The organism is Pseudofrankia sp. EUN1h (genome assembly GCF_001854645.1).
Lineage (GTDB): Bacteria > Actinomycetota > Actinomycetes > Frankiales > Frankiaceae > Pseudofrankia > Pseudofrankia saprophytica.
Window position 1 is genome coordinate 213,168 of the sequence record NZ_MBLN01000025.1, and the last position, 20,154, is coordinate 233,321.

A 20,154-nucleotide genomic window follows, 5' to 3' on the forward strand; every position below is an offset into this window, starting at 1 on the left:
GGATCAGCTGTAAGGACGCCAGCGAACGGTCTCGTCGCCGGTACGCAGGCTGTTGAGGCGGACGCGGAACTGCGCCGCGGCGGTCGGGTTGCTGGCGAGGATCGGCAGCACGCTGGTGACCAGTTTCAGCTCGCGGACGGCCCGCAGCACCGGCCAGCCGTCCCACCGGGTGACGTCGGCGCCGTAGGCGGCGGCGAGCTGGGCGTGCCAGCTGGACGGGTAGCCGAACCGCGCCGTACCGACGGCCACCGGGACGAGGTCCCACTCGGCCGGGCCGATGCTCACCGAGTCGAAGTCACAGAGCACCACCTGCCCATCCGGCCGCCTGACGAGGTTGCCGAGATGGGCGTCACCGTGGATCACCGTGGTCGGCAGCTGGTAGCGCACGGTTCGCAGGCCGGCCGCGACCCTGCCGGCCAGCTCGTCGAGGAACTCCCGGTCGGCGGCCGGCAGCGCCTCCGCGTCGGACATCCGCCGCCGGACGTCGTCGAACGGGTCCCAGCGCGGCAGCGCCGGCATCGGCGGCGCCAGGGCGTGCAGGCGGCGAAGCGCGCCGCCGAGTTCGCCGGCCGTGGGCGCTGGCGGGGTGCCCGGTCCCGCGTCGACCCAGGCCGTCGCCAGCGCACCGGCCGCGGCCACCGGCGCGGGCACGCCCGGCAGCAGCCGGACCGCGGGCACGCCCTCGTCCTCCAACCACCGGGCGACCTGGATCACCTTCGGTATCCGATGGGTCATCGCGGCCGAGGTGGCGATGCGCACCACGGCGCCGGCCCGCGGCAACCGGTAGACGGAGTTGACGGTGAGTTTGAGCGCGACCGCGCCGGTCGCGTCCAGGCCGGTCATGGCGCAGATCGCGAGAAGAGCCTGGTGGGAGGCCTCGGCGGTGAACCGCCCGCCGGCGCCCGGTGACTCTGTCCTTGGTAGCTCTGTCTCTGGTGACGCCGTCCCTGGTGAATCTGTCCTTGGTAACTCTGGCGCCGGTAAGCCTGTCCCCGGTAAGTCCGGTTCCCGATCGGGAGCGGGCTGGTCGCCTCGCTCGTCGCCCGGTCCCGGTCCACCGTCCCGCGTTCCCCCCCGTGACCCGCCCGTCAGCCGTTCACGTCCGGGAGTGTCCGGCCTGGTGTGCCTGGCCCATCGGCCACCGAGGCCAGGGCGGCCGCCGTGGCCACGCCTGGCAGGCCGTCGCGCGGCCCCTGCTCGGACGCCGAGCGCTGCCACTCGCGGACCAGGGCCGCCAGGTCCCGCACCTCCGGCACCTCGCTGTGCGCGCGGGTCGCCGCCAGCACCTGGTCGGCGCGGCCGGACACCGAGGCGACGGTGCGGCCCCAGGAGATCTGGATCGCCTCGCTCGCCAGCGAGCACGCCCGCTCGAGCTCGAGGCGCCCCGCCCTGGCCAGCGCGAGCGACAGGTCGAGGCGGATCACCGAGCGGAAGCCCGGGGCGTCCATCCCGTCCAGCTTCGGCATCGCCAGCTCGGCGTGCTCCTCGGCGGCTCGCGGCCGCCCGAGCAGGCACAGCGCCGTCGTGGCGTTGTACGCGACCTCCACCGGGTTGAACTCGTCGAAGCTCGGGCCGGGCCGTCCCCACCGGTCCGGCGGGATCTCGTCGGCGAGGTCGTAGGCGTGGTCCAGCGCGCGGGCGGCGCCCTGGACGTCACCGAGGCCCGCGAGCGCCCTCGCCTCCTGGCAGACCAGCCGGGCTCGCACGGGCCCGCCGGCGACGTGGCGCTGCCCATCCCTCGCCAGCCGCAGGGCCTCGTCCGGCCGGCCGTCGTAGAACTCGGCGACCGCACCGACCTCGCGGGCCGAACCGCACAGCTGCCCGTCTCCGGCGGCGAGCCCGGCGGCGTATCCCTGGGTGGTGAGCACTCGGGCAGCGGTGACGTTGCCCTGCTTGAAGGCGGCGTCCGCGCGCAGCACCGCGACCCGGCCCGCCAGCACCCGCAGCCGCTTCCACTGGCCGTCGGCCATCCGGCGCCGGGCCAGCCGCTCCAGGCCGCGGTGCAGCCGCGCGGTCTGAGCGAGGACGTGGGTCGGCGGGATCACCTCATGCGCGCCAAGAGCCTGGCCTAGCAGGTGCTCGGCCMGTTCGAGCGCCAGTTGGACGGGGCTGGCGGCAAGCATGCCGGACACCTCCAGGATCTGGCCTTCGAGAAGCAAGGCGCCCATGACCGCGCCGGCGGCCAACCGATGGAACTGACGGCGGTCGGAGGCTCCCTTGTCCGCATCGTCCTCGTCACGGGGCGTCGCGACGGCGCCMGGCGTGGTCCGAGGTGTGGTCTCCTCCCGCACCGTCTCCGGGTGGGCGTCGGCCGCGGTGCTGGCCGACGGCGCCGGCCACGGCGCGCTCTCGGCCGGCTGGGATCGCGGGCCACCTATCAGGCCTGGGTAGTCCTGCGGATGGTCGTCGGGCGACCGCCGGGCGACCGGGATGAGGCTCTGCCCGACGGGACCCGCTGGCGCGGGACGGCGGTCCGCGCCGCCGAGGCCGGATCCGGCGGCCGCAGCGGGCACGATGGCACCGTCGTGCCGGTCGCGCGTGCCGTACCCGTCGTACCCGGCGCGATCGTCGTGCCCGTCGCGTACGTCGCCGCCGGCACCGGTGTCACCCGGCGCCGGCGGCGTGGCCGCGTCGGCGTCGTCGTTCCCCGGGTCCTGGGGCAGTCCACCCGTGGCTTGCGGCATCGGGTGTCCCTCCTGTGAATGGCCGAATCGCCGGTCAGACCGGACGCATGGACTAAGATTGGGCTAATTTTGGGACCTTCGACCCTGGCGGAAAGACTAGATCTCTCTTTCCGTCGCGCACCCTTGTTCCCGAGAGGGCCCACGGTCGGACCACTCCCGGCGTGGCCCGATCAGCCCGACCGCCCCGCGGTGGCATCCAGGCCGGGTCGAGCGGCGCGGGCCTCATCGCCCTACCGACGCGCGCCCTTGCCTACGGACAGTCAGGGACACTCTCGGGGGTCGCCGTCGCAGCACCCTCTTCGCGGAGATCGTACGGGCGCCCCGCAGCCAGCCTTCCGACCTGTCGACGCCAGACTTGTCCGGTATGGTCCCGACTTGGGACCACACAACGCCCCTTGTGCTCAAGGGGATCCCGTTAGCGACCCGTTGACGTCCCTCACCGATCCCTGATTACCGAAAGTCATTGGATCGGTCTCTCAGCGGTGGTTGTAGGGCGGCCCTAGCCGTTTGGGTGCGCCGAGCGGGCGGCGGGCATCTCGGCCGCCCACTCCCGCCGCTGTCGCCCGCGCCGGCTACCTCAGTGAACTGATCGCCGAACGGGTCGCCGCCGGCCTGCCCCGGCCGCCAGCTGAGCTGGGTGGCCGGCATCACGTCTGCGGCGGCCGCCTGGCGGCTGACGAGCGCCGTCTGACCGAATGGTCTCGGTAGCCTCGGGAGCATGTCTGCTCGTGGGGGCGCGGTGAGCTCCGGCCAGGAGCCTCGAGCCGCGGACCCACTGATCGCGCCCCGCCAGTTCGCGGATCTCGCGGAGCCGGCGGCCGAGCCGGCGCTCGCCCGCGCCACCGGGTTCGCGGACCGGGCGGCGCTGGCCGCCCAGTTGGAGGCGCTGGCCTTCCGCGGCTGGCCGGCGCTGCGTGCGCAGCCGCTCGACGGCTGGGTGCTGCGGGACTCCGCCGGCGCCACCCGCCGCGGCAACTCGGTCTGGACGTGCGGCGAGGTCGCCGACGTCGCGATGGCCATCGGCGAGGCCGAGCGGTTCTACGCGCGCGCCGGCCGCCCGTCGACCTTCCAGCTCACGCCCGTGTCGCGCCCCGTCGGACTCGGCCTCGCGCTGGACGCGGCCGGCTACGACGGCGACAGCGGCCCGACCGACGTGTGCGTCGCGGACCTGGCCGCCCTCGTCACGAGCGCCGCGGGCATCACCCAGGGCACGGCAGTCCGGACCCGGCAGGATGACGCGCCAGACCAGACCTGGCTGGACGTCGGCGCCGCGGGCGGGATGTCGATGTTCGGCCCTTACCGGTCCGCCAGCGTCGCGATCCTGTCCAAGGTCGCGCTGCCCGTCGTCTACGTCACGGCGACGCTCGACGGCAGACCGGTCGGGGTGGGCCGAGGCGTCCTCGACGGAGAGTGGCTCGGCGTCTACAGCATGGCGACGCTGCCGGCCGCGCGCGGCCGGGGCGCGGCCACCGCGGTGCTCGCGGCGCTCGCGCGGTGGTCGGCGGGGCTCGGCGCGCGGCGCGCCTACCTGCAGGTGGAGGAGCACAGCGTCGCGGCGCGCCGGCTCTACGCCGCCCTCGGCTTCCTCCCGGTCTACCGCTACACCTACCGTCGGCGCCCGGCCGCGCCGGCGACGCCCGCGCAGGCGACGTCCACGTGACCGGCGCGAAGCGCGACGCGACCACCACCGAGGACCCGATGGCACGACTGCTCGCACCGGGGCCGACCCGGGTGATGGGCGTCGTGAACGTCACGCCCGACTCGTTCTCCGACGGCGGCACCTACGCCGACCCGACCGAGGCGGTGCGCGCCGGGCTGCGGATGGTCGCGGACGGCGCCGACCTGGTCGACGTGGGCGGGGAGTCGACCCGCCCGGGCGCGGCCCGCGTCGACACCGCCGAGGAGTGCCGCCGGGTGCTGCCGGTGATCGCCGCGCTGGCCGCCGCCGGCGCCGCGGTGAGCGTCGACACCACCAGGGCGGCCGTCGCCGAGGCGGCGCTGGCCGCCGGCGCGGTGCTCGTCAACGACGTGTCCGCCGCCGCCGAGCCCGACCTGCTCGCGCTCGTCGCCGAACGCGAGGCGTACTACGTGCTCATGCACGCCCGAGGGGCGAGCGTCGACATGGCCAAGCGGGCGCACTACGGCGACGTGGTCGCCGACGTGGCCGCCGAGCTGGCCGAACGCCTCGCGACCGTGCTCGACGCGGGCGTACGCCGGGAACGGGTGATCATCGACCCGGGCATCGGGTTCGCCAAGCGATTCGAGCACAACTGGGCGTTGCTGGCCCACCTCGACGCGGTCACGGCGCTGGGCCGGCCGCTGCTGGTCGGCACGTCGCGCAAGTCCTTTCTCGGTGCCGTGCTCGCGACGCCCGACGGCGCGGCGCGCCCGGTGGAGCAACGCGAGGACGCCACCCAGGCGACCACCGCGCTGCTGGCCTACCAGGGCGTGTGGGGCGTGCGGGTGCACAGCGTCCGGCCGGCGGTGGACGCGGTCCGGGTCGTCGGCGCCTGGCGGGCGGCGGAGCGCGCCGGTTCGCCCGGCGCATGACCACTGGGCGCCGGCCGTACCGGGGCCCGCTGCCGGGCCTGCCTAGCCGGTCGGCGGGGACGGAAGCGTGGTAGGCATGGGGAAGAAGGCGGGATGGTGGTGCGACGGTGGTGACGGCGCGGGTGGATCAGGCGGGCCCGGAACGGGCTGACGGGCAACGGCTCGCGCGGGCGCTGCCCGCCGACCGGATCGCGCTGACCGGGTTGCGGGTACGGGGCCGGCACGGCGTCCTCGCGGCCGAGCGCGAGCTCGGGCAGGAGTTCGTCGTCGACGTGACGCTCTGGCTCGACACGGCGCCCGCCGCGGCCGCCGACGACGTGACGCTCACCGTGCACTACGGCGAGCTGGCCGAGGCGCTGGCCCGCGTCGTCGCCGGTGAGCCCGTCGACCTGCTCGAGACCCTCGCCGCCCGGCTCGCCGACGTCTGCCTCGCCGACCCTCGGGTCGCGCGCGCCGAGGTGACCGTCCACAAGCCGGCGGCGCCCATCCCCATCCCGTTCGGCGACGTCGCCGTCACCATCGTCCGGGACCGCGCGTGACCGGCACCGGGCCGGGCCGGACGGACGGAGAGCCCGACGCACCCGCGGCCAGCGGCCCCGCGGTCCCGGCGGTCCTGGCGCTCGGCTCGAACCTGGGCGACCGGGAGGCGACGCTGCGTGCCGCGGTCGCCCTGCTGGACAAACGGCTCGGCGCACTTGCCGTCTCACCGGTCTACGAGACCGTGCCGGTCGGCGGGCCACCGCAGGACGACTACCTCAACGCGGTGCTGCTCACCAGGCCGGCGTCCGCGCGGGAACTGCTCGAGGCGGCGCGGGAGGCCGAGCAGGCGGCCGAGCGAGTCAGGTCCGTGCGCTGGGGGCCGCGCACCCTGGACGTCGACGTGATCGCCTGCGGTCCGATGGTCAGCGACGACCCGGAGATCCTCGTGCCGCATCCGCGGGCCCACCTGCGCGCGTTCGTCTGCGTGCCCTGGCTGGACGTCGCCCCCGACGCGGCGATCCCCGGCCACGGCCTGGTCGCCGACCTGGTCACGGGTCTCGTCGCGGCCGGAGAGACCGCGGGCCTGCGCCGCACGGCCGTGGATCTCGGCGAGGGCCTCACGCTCGGATGAGGCGCGCGCATGGTTTCCGCGCCGGCCGCCGCGGCGGCGCGGCGCACCTTCGGGGACGGCGCGGATGAGGCCGACGCGGGCACGCGACCTCGCCGGCGCCGCCGTGGTCGCCGGCGTGCTGGTCTACCTGCTGCTGGTCTGGACCTACCGGTCGCTGCCGCAGCTGCCACGCACCGGACCGCTGTCGGTGTTCGTCGTCGCCCTGCTGGAGGTGCAGACCGCGAGCATCACCCGCCGCAGGCTCGCCGGCCGGCCCGGGACCAAGCCCATCATGCCGATCACCGTGGCCCGGCTCGCCGCCCTCGCCAAGGCCAGCTCCCTCACCGCCGCGGTCATGGCCGGCGGATGGGCGGCGCTCCTCGGCTACACCGCGTCCAGGACCGACGAGTTCGGTACCGCCGGCGCGGACCTGGTCACCGCCGGCCTGGGTCTTGGCTCCGCGGTCAGCCTGATCGCCGCGGCCCTCCTCCTCGAACGCGTCTGCCGGGTCCGCCGCTAGTCACCGCGCACCCCCCCGTCCGGGCCAGAACTCGGCCTCTTACGCTAAGCACTGACCGTGACTGACACGGCCCTGCTCGCCGCGTGCCGTCGAGGCCCGCGCGCGCGTACGTGCCACCGCTGCCAGGTCGCCGCTTCAGGTAGCCGCCGTCACCCGGGCAGGCGGTGCGCGTGGACGGGGGAGGTTCCCGCCGTGGTCATCAAGGTCGAGGGAGCTCGGGGCGACCGCTCGGACGACTGGTCGGGCGACGGCTGGTCCGACGAGAGCTGGTCCGACGGCGGCTGGGCCTACGACGGCTGGGCCGCCGGCCACCCACAGCCGAACGGTCACGCGCAGCCGAATGGTCACGCGCCGCCGAACGGCCACGGGCCGCCGGACGTCGGCCACCATGCCGACGGTCGACCCGAGGAACCGTGGGAGGAGCCGCCGCGTTCGCGGTCCTCACCCGCGGCGCCGGATGCCGCGGACGGCCAGCGTCGCACCGCCGACCGCAACCCGCCCGGCGACGGAGCCACCGGCGGGTTCGACCGGCCGCTCTACGCGCCGTCCCGGAACGGCCGGGCGGCCCGCCACGCCCGGCCCACGCCCGTCGACCACCAGGACCAGCAGGACCACACCGAGCTCATCAACCGGATCTCACTTCCCGGCGGCGGGCGCGTCTACCAGCCCCAGCACGATGAGATCCGGGTCACCGCCGAAGGCACGGACCGGTCCGACCACCGGCGCCAGTCCAACCGGGAAGCTCGCCGCGACCGGTCCGGCCGCTCCGGCCCAACGGACGGGTCCACCCGGGATGACTCCGGCCGGGCCGGCGGGTCCGGCCGGACCGGCGGGTCCGGCCGGACCGGCGGGACCGGCGGGACCGGACGAACCAGCGCGGCCAGCCGCACCGGAGCCACCCCCGCCGACCGGGGCGGCGGGGCGGACCGCGCCGGCCGCGCGGGCGGCGCTGGTCGTCCCGAACGGACCGGCCGAGCCGGGTCGGACGGGACCGCGCGGGCCAGCGGGACGGGCGATTCCGGCAGGGCGGGACGGGCCGGAGCGGCGGGCGGAACCAGAGGCTCGGGCCGCCACGGCAGGGCCGACCGCGGTGGGCGAGCCGCCCGAGGCGGCGGCGGGTCCAGCCCGGACACCGGGCTGGACGAGGTCAGCGCCACCAACCTCAACCTGTCGATCCGCGGCGACCTCGCTCCCGAGGGCGCGGCCCGCCCCAGGCGCGCGGCGTCGAACCCGTCGTCGTCCGGCGCGGACGAGGCCACCGGTTGGCAGCCCGGCACGGGGGACACGCCGACCCGCCGGCCCCGACGCCCACCGCCCGAGCATCGGCCGATCGCCAGGACCGTGAAGACGCTGGTGATGGTCGGCGTCGCGTCCGTCGGCGTGTCCCTGGGCCGCGAGCTCGCGCTGCCGGGCGACGCGAGCCTGCAGAACCGGATCTCCGACTGGGCCAGGGACCACCACTTCGGTTTCATCGTCGAGGCGGGATTTTGACCCGCACCCGCGACCCCCGCGACGGCCGAGGAAGGCCGGCGAGGGGTTCCGGCGAGCGCGGCCCATGAGCCCGACGCCGCCGCGCGCCGACGGGCCGACGGAGATGCTGGGCTACCGTCGGAGGGTGTCATCGGGGGTCAGCCAGGGCGACAGCCAGGGCAACGAGGAGCCGGCCACGCTCGCGGCGTGGCTGCGCGCTCGCTCCGACGACGAGCTGACCAGGCTGTTCGAGCTGCGGCCCGACCTGGCCACGCCGCCGCCACCCGACTTCGACATCCTCGCCGCGCGGCTGGAGATCCGGGTCAGCGTGCTGCGCGCGCTCGACGCCCTGGACGCGTTCACCCTGGAGGTCGGTGCCGTCCTCACGCTGCTGCCCGCTCCGGTCTCGGTCCAGCGGCTGGCCGAGCAGTGCGGCGGCCTCGACGTCGGGCCGTCGGTCGCGGCGCTTCGTGCCCGCGCCCTGCTCTGGGGCCCCGCGGACGCGCTGCGCCTGGTCGCCACGGCGGGCGACGTGCTTGGTGACCGGCCCCTGGGGCTCGGCCGATCCGCGCGCGACTGCCTCGCCGCCTATCGCCCCCCGCAGCTCGCCCGGCTCGCCACCGCCCTCGGCGTGTCCCCGGCGTCGGCCCGCGCGGGCAACGGCCGGGACGGCGGCGCGGGCCGGTCGTCGGAGTCCCGTGAGCCGCTCGTCGCCGCGATCAGCACCCGGCTCGCCGATGCCGACCTGGTGCGCCAGCTCGCCGCCGAATGCTCGCCGGCCGCCGTCCGGATCCTGGACCGGCTGGCGGACGGGCCGGCGCGCGGCGCCACCGCCGACGCGGGGCGCCTGCTCACGGTCTCCGCCGCGCGCACCCCCGTCGAGGAGCTGCTCGCCCGTGGCCTGCTCGTGGGTGTCGACGCCGAAGAGGTGGAGATGCCCCGCGAGGTGGGGCTGGCCCTGCGCGGCGACCCGCCCACTGGGACGTTGCACCCACGTCCGCCCACCCTGACCGGGCGCGCCGTCGACCCGGCCTCCGTCGACCCGGCGGCGGCGCTGGCCGCCGACACGTTGGTCCGCCACATCGCGACCCTGCTGGACGCGTGGGGAACCGCGCCGGTCGTCCCGCTGCGCACTGGCGGGCTCAGCGTGCGCGACCTGCGAGCCGTCGCCAGGCTGCTGGATGTGTCCGAGCCGGACGCCGCCTTCGTCGTCGAGCTCGCGTCGGCCGCCGGGCTGGTCGACGCCACCGCCGGCGTCGACGTGCGGATCATGCCGACGACCGCCTTCGACCGGTGGAGCGTCGACCTGCCGGCGCACCGGTGGGCGGCGCTGGTCGACGGCTGGGTCAGGTCGGCGGCGGTCGCCTCGCTGGTGGGGGAACGGGACGAACGCGGCCGGCAGATCTCGGCGCTGTCGGTCGACGTGCGCCGGGGCGCCGCCGTCACGACCCGCCTGGAGGTGCTGGTGGCGCTGGCGGCCGCGCCGGCCGGCGTGGCGCCGGCCCCCGAGTCGGTGCGCGCCTTGCTGGCGTGGCGCGCGCCGCGGCGCGGCGGCCAGCTGCTGGACCGAATGGTCGACGCGACGATCCGGGAGGCGGAGCTGCTCGGCCTGACCGGCCGCGGCGTGCCGGCCACGACCGGCCGCCTGCTGGCCGAGCTGCTCACTCCCGCGGGACCGCCGGCACCGGGCGGCGGCGCGGCCGGCTCGGTCGCGTCGGGCGGCGCGGGCCCGTCGGGGTCGCTCGTCGACACCCTCGCGGACGCGCTGGCGCCGCTGCTGCCCGAACCGATCGAGGAGCTGCTGCTCCAGGCCGACCTGACCGCCGTCGCGCCCGGCCCGCTGGTGCCCCAGGTCGCGGCGGAGCTGGCCCAGCTGGCCGACATCGAGTCGGCCGGCGCGGCGACCGTCTACCGGTTCTCGGAGGCGTCGCTGCGCCGCGCGTTCGACGCCGGCCGCTCACCGGCCGAGATCCACGACCTGCTCACCCGGCTCAGCCGCAGCGGCGTGCCGCAGGCGCTCGCCTACCTGGTCGACGACACCGCGCGCCGGCACGGCCGGCTGCGTTCCGGCCCGGCCGAGTCCTACCTGCGTTGCGACGACCCGGTGCTGCTCTCCGAGGTGCTGGCGTCCCGACGCACCCAGGCGCTCGGGCTGCGCCGGATCGCCCCCACCGTCGTGATCTCCCGGATGCAGGTCTCCGACCTGCTGGACGGGTTGCGCGCCGCCGGCTTCGCCCCGGCGGCCGAGGGTCCGGACGGCCGGGTCGTGGTCAGCCGGCCGGAGGCGCACCGGACGCCGGCCAGGGCCCGGTCCGCCTCGGCCGATCCGGCCGCGGTGCGCCGCGGCCAGCTGCGCGACGCCGTGCGGCTCGTGCGCCGCGGCGACGAGACAGCGCGGGCGCTGCGGCAGGTCGGCACGGGCGGCGCCGGCGCGCGGGGGGCCGGGGGCGGCGAGGTGGACGGCCTGGTCCGGACCGCGCCGATGATCCTCGTCAGGCTCCAGGCCGCGGTCCGCGACCGGCGCCGGGTGGTGCTCGGCTACGTCGACCAGCAGGGCACGGCGAGCGACCGGATCGTGCGGCCGACGGCGCTCGACGGTGGCTGGCTGACCGCCTGGGACGAGAACAACGGCGCCCCTCGCCGCTTCGTCCTGCATCGCGTCACCGCCGTCGCCGACGTACCCGATCCCTTCGCCCTCCCCGACGCCATGGGCTAGTCGGCTAGCCGGGGTAGCGGTCCGACAGGGCGTACCGCAGCAGGACGACGTCGTCGATCCTGACGACCTCGGCGAGGCGGGTCGGGTTGGCCGAGTTCCAGGGGTAGGCGCCGTCGTGAACGAAGCGCGGGGCACGCGGGTCGCCGACGAAGAACGGCGCGATCGCGAGCTGCAGCTCGTCGGCGAGGCCGGCCGCCAGGAACTGGCTGTGGATGGCGCCGCCGCCCTCCACCATCAGCCGTCCGACGCCCCTGGACGCCAGATCGGCGAGCATCCTGCCCAGGTCGGCCGGCTCGCCGACGTCGACGGTCTCGGCGACGGTGCCGACGCGGTCCCGCGTCTTCTCCAGCGCGGACGTCGCCGCGTAGACGACCTTGGGGGCGTCGCCGGTCGTGAAGAAAAGGGCCTCGGCGTCCAGGTCGCCGCGGCCGGTGAGGGTCGCCTTGAGTGGGTTCGCGGGCTGGCCACGCCGGACCCGGGTGTCACGGCGAGCCTGGGAGCGGACGAGCAACCTCGGGTTGTCCGCCCGGATGGTGCCCGCGCCGACCAGGATCGCGTCACACCCGGCCCGCACCTCGTCCACCCGGTCGAAGTCGGCCTCGTTGGACAGCCGCAGCCGGTGCTCGCTCGCGTCGTCGATGTACCCGTCGATCGACGCGGCGCAGCTCAACAGCACATACGGCTGGCCAGCCGGCCGCGCGTTCCCCATGTCCGCACGCTACGCGGCCGGCAGGCCCCGTCGACCGACCGAACGCGCCGATGGGCTGACGGCTGACGGCTGACGGCTGACGGGTCAGGAGAACAGGCGGTCGTCGTACCGGGACTGGGAGATGGGGTAGCCGGCGTCGTCGAGGTCCGGCGGGGCGAAGCGCTCGGCGACGGCGGCGGCGAGCTCCTGGTAGGCGCGGCGCGTCTCCCGCTTGAGCTCGTGCAGGTCGATCCGCCCACCGGTGGCCAGGTGCGGGTCCCACGGCACCCGCACCACCCGGCGGGTGCGCGCGGCGAAGTGCTGCTCCAGCGAGTCGACGTCCACACCATCGCCGTTCTGCGGGAACATCGAGATCACCGCCACCGCGTCGCGGACCCGGTCCGCGTAGCCATGAGCGTCCAGCCAGTCCAGGGTGGCGCTGGCGGACGTCCCGCCGTCGGCGCTGGAGCTCGTCACGATCACCAGCGTGTCGGCGAGCGCCAGTACGCCGCCCATGGCGCTGTGAAGCATGCCGGTGCCGCAGTCGGTCAGCAGGATCGAGTAGTAGCGCTGCAGCAGCTCGTCGACGGCCCGGTAGTCGGAGTCCGCGAACGCCTCCGAGATCTCCGGGTCGTCCGCCGACGCCAGCACGTCGAGCCGAGAGTCCGACCGGGCCATGTACTGGCGGACGTCGACGTAGCGGAACAACCCGGGAGCGCGCTCCAACAGGTCGCGGACGGTGTACGGCGAGGGCCGCTGCACCTTCGTCCCCAGGGTGCCGCGGTCCGGGTTGGCATCGATCGCCACGACCCGGTCGTCGCGCAGGTCGGCGAGCGTGGAGCCCAGCCCGATCGTGGTCGTCGTCTTGCCGACGCCGCCCTTCAGGGACATCACGGCGATCCGGTGACAGTCGACCAGCTGCGTCCGGATGTGTCCGAGCAGCCGGTTGTGCCGGGCCTCGTCGGGCGACGGCCCGGGGTTCACCGCGCCGCCGGACATCTGGTAGACGACCTTGCGCCAGCCTCGGGCCGCCGTCTCCTGGGCGGGCCCCAGCAGGGCATCGCTGTAGAGCGCCGCCCCCGGGTGCCCGGTCCCGTGCCGGCCGTTCGTCCGGCCGGACGGGTCGGCATCGGCGAGACCGCCCGCCTGATCGGAGCCGTCCGGCGTGTTCCGCCGTCGGGGCGGCGTGTACAGCGCCCCGATGTCGTCCCTGGTCTCCCGGCCTTCCCGTGCGTCGCGGGCATCCCGGACCGGACGGCCGTCGCGGCCGTCCCGGCCATCCGGCGGCGCCAGGCCGGGGCGGCGCGGCGGTGCGGCGTCGAACTGGTCCCACGGCTCGCGTTGGCCGGACTGAACCCGGCCGGCGCCTGGTGGCTGAGGGCGCCCGGCCGGTCGGCCTGCCGCCGGATAACCAGCCGGCTCGTGACCCGCGGGCGGCGGGCCCGACGGTGGCCGGCGCGTCCCGCCCTCGACGCCAGGGGGCGGCATCGCGGGCGGTCGCGGCGGTGCCAGCGGGCCGCCGACGGCGGCGGTGGCGGGTGGCGCCATGCCCGGCGGTGGGGGCGGCGGCACCGGGAGCGGGCTCGGCGCGGGCGCCGGGAACTGCGTCGAGGGCTGGAAGCCGGGCGCCCGGTCATGAAGGGGCGCGAAGGTCGTCGACGCGGTGTTACGGGGACCGCCCGGCGCCTGGCCGATCGGTAGATCGTCGAACAGCGGGTCGAACGCCTGGGTCGATCGACCCGCCGAGCCCGGCCGCTCGCCGGGGCCTGGCCCCGGCCGACCGGCTCCCGCGCCGTCGCGGCCCAGGCTCGCCGGCGGCCTTCCCACCGAGGCGGCCGAGCCTTCCACCACCCACGGCCCGGCGGCGGGCTGGGAGCGGACCGGCGAACCGGCGTCACCGCCGACGGCGATGCCGCCGGCCTGGCGCATGCTGGCGCCCGCGCCGGGCCGGGCACCGTGACCCGGCCCGGCGCTGTGACCCGGACCGGCGCTGTGACCAGGCCCAGCCTGGTTGCCCCGCGCGGCGCCGTTGCCCGGTCCGGCGGCGGAACCCGCCCCGGGCCCGCGGCCGGCGCCAGGACCGCCGTCCACACTCATCCCCGGACCGGCCCCCACACGCCGCCCGTCGTCGGGCCCGCCGAAGACGATCGGACCGCCGGGCCTCGACGACCCGCCGACGGCGACATCGCCGCGCCCACCGCCCGAGACGTCCCAGTCCTGCCGGCGGGTCGGCGGCGCGGCCGGGAACTGGCCGACCGGCCCGGCGCCGTACGCCTGGCTCCCGGGCGGTGGCCCGGCCGGCGACTGCCTGCCCGGCGGTGCGGGCGGCGGCGGTGGGCCGGCGGGCGAGAAGGCGCCGGCCTGGTTCTGGCCGTACGGCGCGCCGACGGGTCCGCGCCCGTTCGCCGCCGGGACGCGCGGCGGCCCGGGCAGGTCGGCCGGGCCCCCCGCCGGATCGGCGAAGCCACCGTAGGAGGCCGGCTGGGAAGGCTGCCGGGAGGTCTGTGGCCGGGATGGGGCGTTGGGGTTCTCCATGGCGAGGCCGGTCGGCCAGGACGGATGCCCTGGCGCGTAAGGAACACCGTGGCCCTCCCGCGCCGGCTCGCGCGGGTCGGCGGGCTGACGGGCGGTGCCGCTGGCGGGGGCCAGGATGTTGGAGAACTCAGCGGCCGGACCCGCGGGCGGGGCGGGAGGTCTGGCGGGCCCTCGCCCGCCGAGCACGAACGGGTCGCGCGCGACGACGCCGAACGGGTCGGCGGACGGCGGGTTCCGGCCGGCGGCCTGCTCGGCCGGGCCGGCTGGCCTCGCGGCGGGACCATCCGCCGGTGCGCCGGGAAGGGCACGGGCCGGGTAGCCCCCCTGCCAGTCCTCGACGCGCCCGTCCGTCGCGAATGGCCCGCCGGGACCCGGCGCCGACCCGCCCCGCGGGGGCGACTGCGGGCCGGGCACGGCACGCGGCGGGGCGGCCGGACGCGGCGGCGGCGGCGCGGCGGCGTGGGTGGACGGATGGTCCGGAGCCCCGACCGACCACCCGTCGGGCATTGGCCTCGGTGGGCCGCCCGGCGAGGCGGACGCGTCGACGGTGAAATCGGTGAGCGGATCGGGCCGTCGCTCTCGCGCGGCCCCGTTCGGGCCGGCCTGCGCGTGGGCCGGAGCCCAGGGGTCGGGGCGCCAACCGTTGGAGCCCGGTGGCGAGACGGGCGGGCGGGCCGGCATCCGGTCGCCCGGATCGAAGTCGATGGGGCCCGGCGCGGGCGGCGGAGCGGCCGCCGAACCGGGCCGCGGGCCGCGGGGGTGCGCGCGCCCGTCTAGGTCGACCTCCGATCGCCAGTCGGCCACCTCGGCGCGACCAAATCCGTTCGGCGCCGCGGGTCCGGGTGAACCGCCGAAGCCGCCCGGAGCACCGAAGCCGCGCGGATCGAAGGCCTGGTCGTTCGGGGCGCCGTACCCGTCGGGAACGCCACGACCGTTGGGAACGCCACGACCGTCAGGCGCGCCACGACCGTCAGGTGCGCCACGACCGTGCGATGAGTCGAATCCGTTCGGGTCTCCGTAGGCACTCGGGTCTCCGTAGGCACTCGGGGCGCCGTAAGCATTCGAGGCGCCGTACCCGCCCGGCCCGCCTGGCCGACCCGGTCCGGCTAGAGCGCCCGGCGCCTGCCTGGAGGCGGCGGGCCCTGGCGGGCGCCGGCCGTCCGGAGCGCCGCCGGGGGCGGCCGAGCCGGGACCAGCCGACGCGCCGTACCTCGGGTTCTCTCCGCCAGGCGGCGGAACCGGTGGGGGCGGTGGGGGTGGGGGGAGCTGGCCGTGCGCGCCCACGCCCGGCAGGCGTCCGACTCCCGGCGTTCTCGGAGGGCCGTCGGCACCGTACGCGCCGCCGAAGTCGGCACCCTGCTCGCCGATGGGCTCGCCGGCGGCGGCGCGGCCCAGGTATCCAGCCGCGAAGGGCAGCGCGGTGGGGTCGAGACGGCCCGTTCCCGCGGGCGCCCTGGCGACGTCCACCCGCGGCTGACCGGCGTACCGCGAGGGCGGATACCCGTCACCGGCATCGATGTCCGCGTCGCTCCTCATGATCCCGCCCGGTCCGCCCCGCCATGGGCGGGGCACTCACGATCCGGCCTGGCGCCCGCTCCGTCCACAGGAAACCCTTCCGTCGGGGGCTGGATCCACCGGTGACTAGAACACCGATGGACTAGCCCATGGCGCGGAAATGGCCAAAGATCACTATAAGCACCCACCCCATAGTCCCATGCCACCCTCTGGCGGGCCTATCCGAGGGGCTTCGCCCGGTCCGGTGGGGACTTTGCCCTGGTGGGTGCCATGCGCCTTCTGACCACTCACCCCACGGTTACCCACGACGGAGGTCGTCACCCGTTCACTCCAGAGCAGTGTGGAACCACGGCGCCGCCCGTGCATGGTCAGCGGCCGGCTCGCGGGCCGCGCGGATCAGCACGGGCCACGCGGGTCAGCACGGATCAGCACAGGTGGCGCGGGGTCAAGCGCGAGCGGCGCGGATCAGCGCGGGCGGCGCGGATCAGATCGCGGCGGGGCCGCCCTCGGCGGGCAGGGGTACGTCCGACCAGTCGCCGGCGTGCGCGAGCGCGTTCGCGGCCGCGAGCACCCGGCGCGCCGGCCAGCCGAGCCGGTCCGCGACCAGCGCCACGTCCTCCCACTCGGGCTGGGCCACGCCGCCAGCGGAACCCCGATCACCACCTCCAAGGTCGCCGACGTGGCCGCCGGCGTTCCGGTCGCCGGCACCGCTGTCGTCGACGTGGGCGCCGGCGAGACCCGGCGAGACCTTGACCCGGATCGCGTGGCCGGCGACCTCGACGACGCGCACGCCGCGGGCCAGCGCATGTTTGCGCACCGCCGTCTCGCGCAGCCCCAGGGTCGAGGTGTGCGCGAAGACGGCCGCCCGCACGCCCGGCGCGGCCACGAGTGGCACCAGCGCGCGCAGCGTGTGCGCCGGGCGGCCCTTCTTCATCAGGATCGGCGTCAGCCAGGCATCCACCGCGCCCGCGGCGAGCAGCGCCGCGAGCACCGACGGCCACACTCGCGGGTCGAGGTCGTCGACGTTGGCCTCCAGCACCAGTTCGTCGGTGGTGACGAGACCACCCAGCTCGCCTCGCCCTCCGGACCCGCCGCGGTCTCGGGTTTCGTCGGCCTGGTCAGCCTGGTCAGCCTGCTCCGCCTCGTCGGCCTGCTCTGCCGGGTCGGGCGGGAGAGCGACGGCGACGGCGACGGCGCCGTCACCGTCATGTGAATGGTCACCGCGCGAGTGACCGCGGTGCGAGTGGTCATGGCGCGAGTGGCCGCCGCCCCGCCAGCCACTACCGCCGAGCGCTTCCTCCAGCGCGTCGCCGAGGACGAGGCGCACGACGTTGGGACGGCCGGGCAGGTCCCGGGTGCCGGCGCCCGCGCCGACGGCGGTCACCCGCAGCGGCGGCAGCTGGCCGTAGCCGGCCACCGACGTGACGACGATCGCGGCGCCGGTCGGCGTGCACAGCTCGACCTGCGCCGGGCCTCCGCTGGCCGGCGCGCCCGCCGCCCGCAGCAGCTCCAGCACGGCGGGCACGGGAACCGGCAACACGCCGTGAGCCGTCCTGGCCCGCCCACCGCCGAGCGCGACCGCGGTGGCCACCAGCTCGTCCAGCCCGAGATAGGCGAGGCCGGCGCTCACGCCCACCACGTCGGCGATGGCGTCCAGCGCGCCGACCTCGTGGAAGTGGACCTCATCCGGCGCGATCCCGTGCACCCGTGCCTCGGCCGCCGCGAGCGCGGCGAAGGTGGCCGCCGCGCGGACCCTGACCGGCTCGGCCAAGGGCGCGCCGGCGAGCAGCCCGCGGACGTCACCCCAGGTGCGGACGGTGTCGTCAGCGGGCACGACGACGTCGACCTTGGTCGCGGCGAGGCCGGCGCGCCGTACCTGGCTCGCCTCGAGCCTGATGGGCAGCCCCAGCGCGTCGACGGCGCCGGCGATGGCGCCGAGCGGCACCCCGGCACCAACCAGGGCGCCCAGCAGCATGTCGCCGCTCGCTCCGCAGGACAGGTCCAGCCAGCCAACCCGTCGCGTCATCGCGGCCCGACCGGCCCCACCGGTTCGGCCGGTTCGGCCGGCCCCACCGGCCTCGGGACGGCCGCGACCGGGGCCCGCGGCCCGCGGCCGTCGCGGCCGTCGTCGACGCCCGCTTCGGTGACGTCGGGTGTGACGGCCGTCGTGCCGCGGGCGCCGGCGGTGGCGCGGGCGACCCGCGCGGCGAACAGGCCGGCGCCGAAGCCGTTGTCGATGTTGCAAACGGCAATCCCGGGCGCACATGCCGTGAGCATCCCGAGCAGCGCCGCGAGCCCGCCGAACGCGGCGCCGTATCCGACGCTGGTGGGCACGGCGACGAGCGGCACTCCGACCAGGCCGCCGATCACGCTGGGCAGGGCGCCTTCCATCCCGGCGACCACCACGAGGCAGTCGGCGCCCGCGAGCACGTCGCGCACCGCGAGCAGCCGGTGCAGCCCGGCCACGCCGACGTCGCACAGCACCTCGACACCCGCGCCGCTGGCCGCGACCGTGAGGGCCGCCTCGTCGGCGACCGGCGTGTCTGAGGTCCCCGCGCAGACGACGACGACCCGGCCGCGGGCCGGCGGGAGCTGGCCGACGGCGACGGTGGCCAGCGGGCGGGCTCGGTCGGTCACCATGGCGTCCGGCCAGTGGGCGAGCAGAGCGTCGACCGTCTCCCTGCCGGCCCTGGTGACCAGGGTGGGCCGGCCGTCACCGCTCGCCGCGCGCAGCGCGGTCACGATGCCGACGGTCTCGGTCGCCGTCTTGCCAGCCGCGTAGACGACCTCCGGGTCCCCGGTGCGCACGCCGCGGTGGGTGTCGACCCGCGCGTACCCGAGGTCCACGAAACCGGCGCCGTCGCCGAGCGGCCCGGCCGCGAGCCGAGCCATCGCCTCGTCCGTGTCGACCCGACCGGCGGCCACCTCGGTCAACAGCGCGCGCAGCTGTTCGGTGTCCATCGGTGCCAGTCTCACCTCCGCCGCCGCTCCGCCGCCGTCTGTTCGGCGCCCGATCGTACGTTCGCCCGCCGGCAGCCGGGGGCCGGCGCGGATGTGGCCGCGGATGTGGCCGACGGCGTCCCTCGTCCCGCGGCTACTCGCTACGGCTGCTCATCCACGCTCCGCAGCCGGGCTCGTTTGTATGACACGAGGATTACAGTTCTGTGGTTTTCCACCGGGAATAGGCAGTATCTGGTTGCGTTGCCTCGATCGGCCGGACAACGTGTTGCGGACCGTTGCCCAGCCCACTTCCACACGACGAGGCCCGGCCAGCCGCCGGTGCACGGGGCAGGGCGCAGGGCGCCCACACTCAGGAGAGGTACCTGTGGCAGAAACGACACCGTTCGCCGACGATCCCGATCCGCGGCCACGCCGCCGCGGCCGCCCACACCTCGGCCGGCTGTTCGGCCGCGGCGTCGGGCCACGCGTGGTCGGCGTCGCGGCCGTGCTGGCAGTCACCCTGGGCGCGGCCGCCTGTGGCGGCTCCGACGACGACTCCGGGCAGCCTGCCGCCAGCGGTACCACCAGCGCCGCCAAGGGGCACCTGACCATCGCCGACGCCGGGTTCACCGAGAGCAAGATCCTGGCCGACATGTACGGCCAGCTGCTCACCAAGGCCGGCTTCGAGGTGGACCGGACCTCGGTGCAGAGCACCGAGATCGCCCAGTCCTCACTGGAGAGCGGCCAGATCGACGTCATGCCGCAGTACGTCGCCACCTACGCCGACCTGCTCAACTCGCTGGTCAACGGCAAGGACGCGGCGTCGGTCTCGTCGTCGGACCTGGACGCGTCGCTGGCGGCGCTGCGCAAGCTCGCCACCGGCAAGGGCCTCACCGCGCTGGACCCGGCGGACGCCGTCGACCAGAACGCGTTCGCCGTCAGCAAGGACTTCGCGTCCAAGAACGGCCTCAAGACGCTGTCCGACCTGGGCGCCAAGGGCCTCGAGGTGAAGATCGCCGCGGGTCCCGAGTGCGCGACCCGGCCGTTCTGCCAGCCGGGCCTCGAGAAGACCTACGGCATCAAGGTCACCGGGATCGTCGAGACCGGCGTCGACACCGCGCAGACGAAGTCCGCGGTCAAGGACAACACCGCCCAGCTCGGGCTGGTCCTGACCACGGACGCCACGGTCGACGACTACGACCTGGTCGTGCTCGACGACGACAAGAAGCTGCAGAACGCTGACAACCTGGTTCCGATCGTCAACACGAAGTCACTCACGCCCGAGATCAGCGCGGCGCTGAACGCGCTGGCGCCCGTGCTGACCACCGCCGACCTCGCCGAGCTGAACAAGAAGGTCGACTCCGACCGGGAGAAGACCTCCGACGTCGCCGAGGAATACCTGAAGAGCAAGAACCTGCTCGCCTAGCAGTCCGAAGCCGGCCCGGT

Annotated in this window: 13 protein-coding genes and 1 pseudogene; 8 read left to right on the top strand and 6 right to left on the bottom strand. The window is 76.0% G+C overall.

Annotated elements, in window-relative coordinates:
• Window positions 1-3: 3 nt before the first annotated feature.
• Together BCD49_RS07235 and BCD49_RS40390 are read right to left on the bottom strand one after the other, a co-directional pair.
• Window positions 4-843 carry a phosphotransferase family protein gene (locus BCD49_RS07235; protein WP_007516610.1) on the bottom strand — a complete coding sequence of 280 codons (840 nt, stop codon included), beginning with the start codon at window positions 841-843 and terminating at the stop codon, window positions 4-6.
• 245 nt (window positions 844-1,088) lie between these two features.
• A complete protein-coding gene (locus BCD49_RS40390) occupies window positions 1,089-2,684 on the bottom strand; it encodes a hypothetical protein (protein ID WP_083401322.1) in 1,596 nt (531 codons plus the stop codon).
• A gap of 718 nt (window positions 2,685-3,402) precedes the next feature.
• Here BCD49_RS40390 and BCD49_RS07245 point away from each other — a divergent pair.
• The 7 genes from BCD49_RS07245 (at window position 3,403) to BCD49_RS07275 (ending at window position 11,030) form a co-directional block, all read left to right on the top strand.
• Complete coding sequence (locus tag BCD49_RS07245; protein WP_035924426.1) at window positions 3,403-4,344, top strand: GNAT family N-acetyltransferase; 942 nt, start codon at window positions 3,403-3,405, stop codon at window positions 4,342-4,344.
• Window positions 4,341-5,234, top strand: coding sequence for a dihydropteroate synthase (gene folP / locus BCD49_RS07250; protein ID WP_007516614.1), 894 nt, complete (start codon window positions 4,341-4,343; stop codon window positions 5,232-5,234). The genes BCD49_RS07245 and folP overlap by 4 nt, the downstream gene beginning before the upstream one ends.
• 107 nt (window positions 5,235-5,341) lie before the next feature.
• The gene (folB, locus tag BCD49_RS07255; RefSeq protein ID WP_007516615.1) at window positions 5,342-5,773 is read left to right on the top strand and encodes a dihydroneopterin aldolase; all 432 of its coding nucleotides are present in this window, start codon (window positions 5,342-5,344) and stop codon (window positions 5,771-5,773) included.
• Entirely contained in the window at window positions 5,770-6,345 is a 576-nt protein-coding gene (gene folK, locus BCD49_RS07260; RefSeq protein WP_007516617.1) for a 2-amino-4-hydroxy-6-hydroxymethyldihydropteridine diphosphokinase, read from the top strand. Before folB ends, folK begins: the two co-directional genes overlap by 4 nt.
• A 64-nt stretch (window positions 6,346-6,409) precedes the next feature.
• A complete protein-coding gene (locus BCD49_RS07265) occupies window positions 6,410-6,844 on the top strand; it encodes a DUF3180 domain-containing protein (RefSeq protein ID WP_007516619.1) in 435 nt (144 codons plus the stop codon).
• Between the two features lie 192 nt (window positions 6,845-7,036).
• Window positions 7,037-8,335, top strand: a complete 1,299-nt coding sequence (locus tag BCD49_RS42035; RefSeq protein ID WP_007516621.1) for a hypothetical protein — start codon at window positions 7,037-7,039, stop codon at window positions 8,333-8,335.
• A gap of 64 nt (window positions 8,336-8,399) precedes the next feature.
• Complete coding sequence (locus BCD49_RS07275; RefSeq protein ID WP_241832274.1) at window positions 8,400-11,030, top strand: helicase C-terminal domain-containing protein; 2,631 nt, start codon at window positions 8,400-8,402, stop codon at window positions 11,028-11,030.
• Between the two features lie 4 nt (window positions 11,031-11,034).
• Here BCD49_RS07275 and BCD49_RS07280 read toward each other — a convergent pair whose 3' ends face one another.
• The 4 genes and pseudogenes from BCD49_RS07280 to larB form a co-directional block, all read right to left on the bottom strand.
• Window positions 11,035-11,739, bottom strand: a complete 705-nt coding sequence (locus tag BCD49_RS07280; protein WP_007516627.1) for a RibD family protein — start codon at window positions 11,737-11,739, stop codon at window positions 11,035-11,037.
• An 84-nt stretch (window positions 11,740-11,823) separates the two neighbouring features.
• On the bottom strand, window positions 11,824-14,760 hold the full coding sequence (locus tag BCD49_RS40400; RefSeq protein ID WP_241832275.1) for a MinD/ParA family ATP-binding protein: 2,937 nt from the start codon (window positions 14,758-14,760) through the stop codon (window positions 11,824-11,826).
• A 1,492-nt stretch (window positions 14,761-16,252) separates the two neighbouring features.
• Window positions 16,253-17,794, bottom strand: a complete 1,542-nt coding sequence (gene larC / locus BCD49_RS07290; RefSeq protein WP_007518043.1) for a nickel pincer cofactor biosynthesis protein LarC — start codon at window positions 17,792-17,794, stop codon at window positions 16,253-16,255.
• A gap of 161 nt (window positions 17,795-17,955) precedes the next feature.
• Window positions 17,956-18,729 (bottom strand): annotated as a pseudogene (gene larB, locus BCD49_RS07295) (nickel pincer cofactor biosynthesis protein LarB); the annotation flags it as partial.
• A gap of 364 nt (window positions 18,730-19,093) precedes the next feature.
• Between larB and BCD49_RS07300 the strand changes: the two are divergent.
• Window positions 19,094-20,134: a glycine betaine ABC transporter substrate-binding protein gene (locus BCD49_RS07300; protein WP_007518046.1), complete on the top strand. Its 1,041-nt coding sequence runs from the start codon at window positions 19,094-19,096 to the stop codon at window positions 20,132-20,134.
• Window positions 20,135-20,154 lie beyond the last annotated feature (20 nt).

Coding starts and splice junctions, on each gene's coding strand:
- BCD49_RS07235 (WP_007516610.1), bottom strand. CDS start 843: ATGACCGGCCTGGACGCGACCGGCGCGGTCGCGCTCAAACTCACCGTC.
- BCD49_RS07245 (WP_035924426.1), top strand. CDS start 3,403: ATGTCTGCTCGTGGGGGCGCGGTGAGCTCCGGCCAGGAGCCTCGAGCC.
- BCD49_RS07265 (WP_007516619.1), top strand. CDS start 6,410: ATGAGGCCGACGCGGGCACGCGACCTCGCCGGCGCCGCCGTGGTCGCC.
- BCD49_RS07275 (WP_241832274.1), top strand. CDS start 8,400: ATGAGCCCGACGCCGCCGCGCGCCGACGGGCCGACGGAGATGCTGGGC.
- BCD49_RS07280 (WP_007516627.1), bottom strand. CDS start 11,739: ATGGGGAACGCGCGGCCGGCTGGCCAGCCGTATGTGCTGTTGAGCTGC.
- BCD49_RS40400 (WP_241832275.1), bottom strand. CDS start 14,760: ATGCCCGACGGGTGGTCGGTCGGGGCTCCGGACCATCCGTCCACCCAC.
- larC (WP_007518043.1), bottom strand. CDS start 17,794: ATGACGCGACGGGTTGGCTGGCTGGACCTGTCCTGCGGAGCGAGCGGC.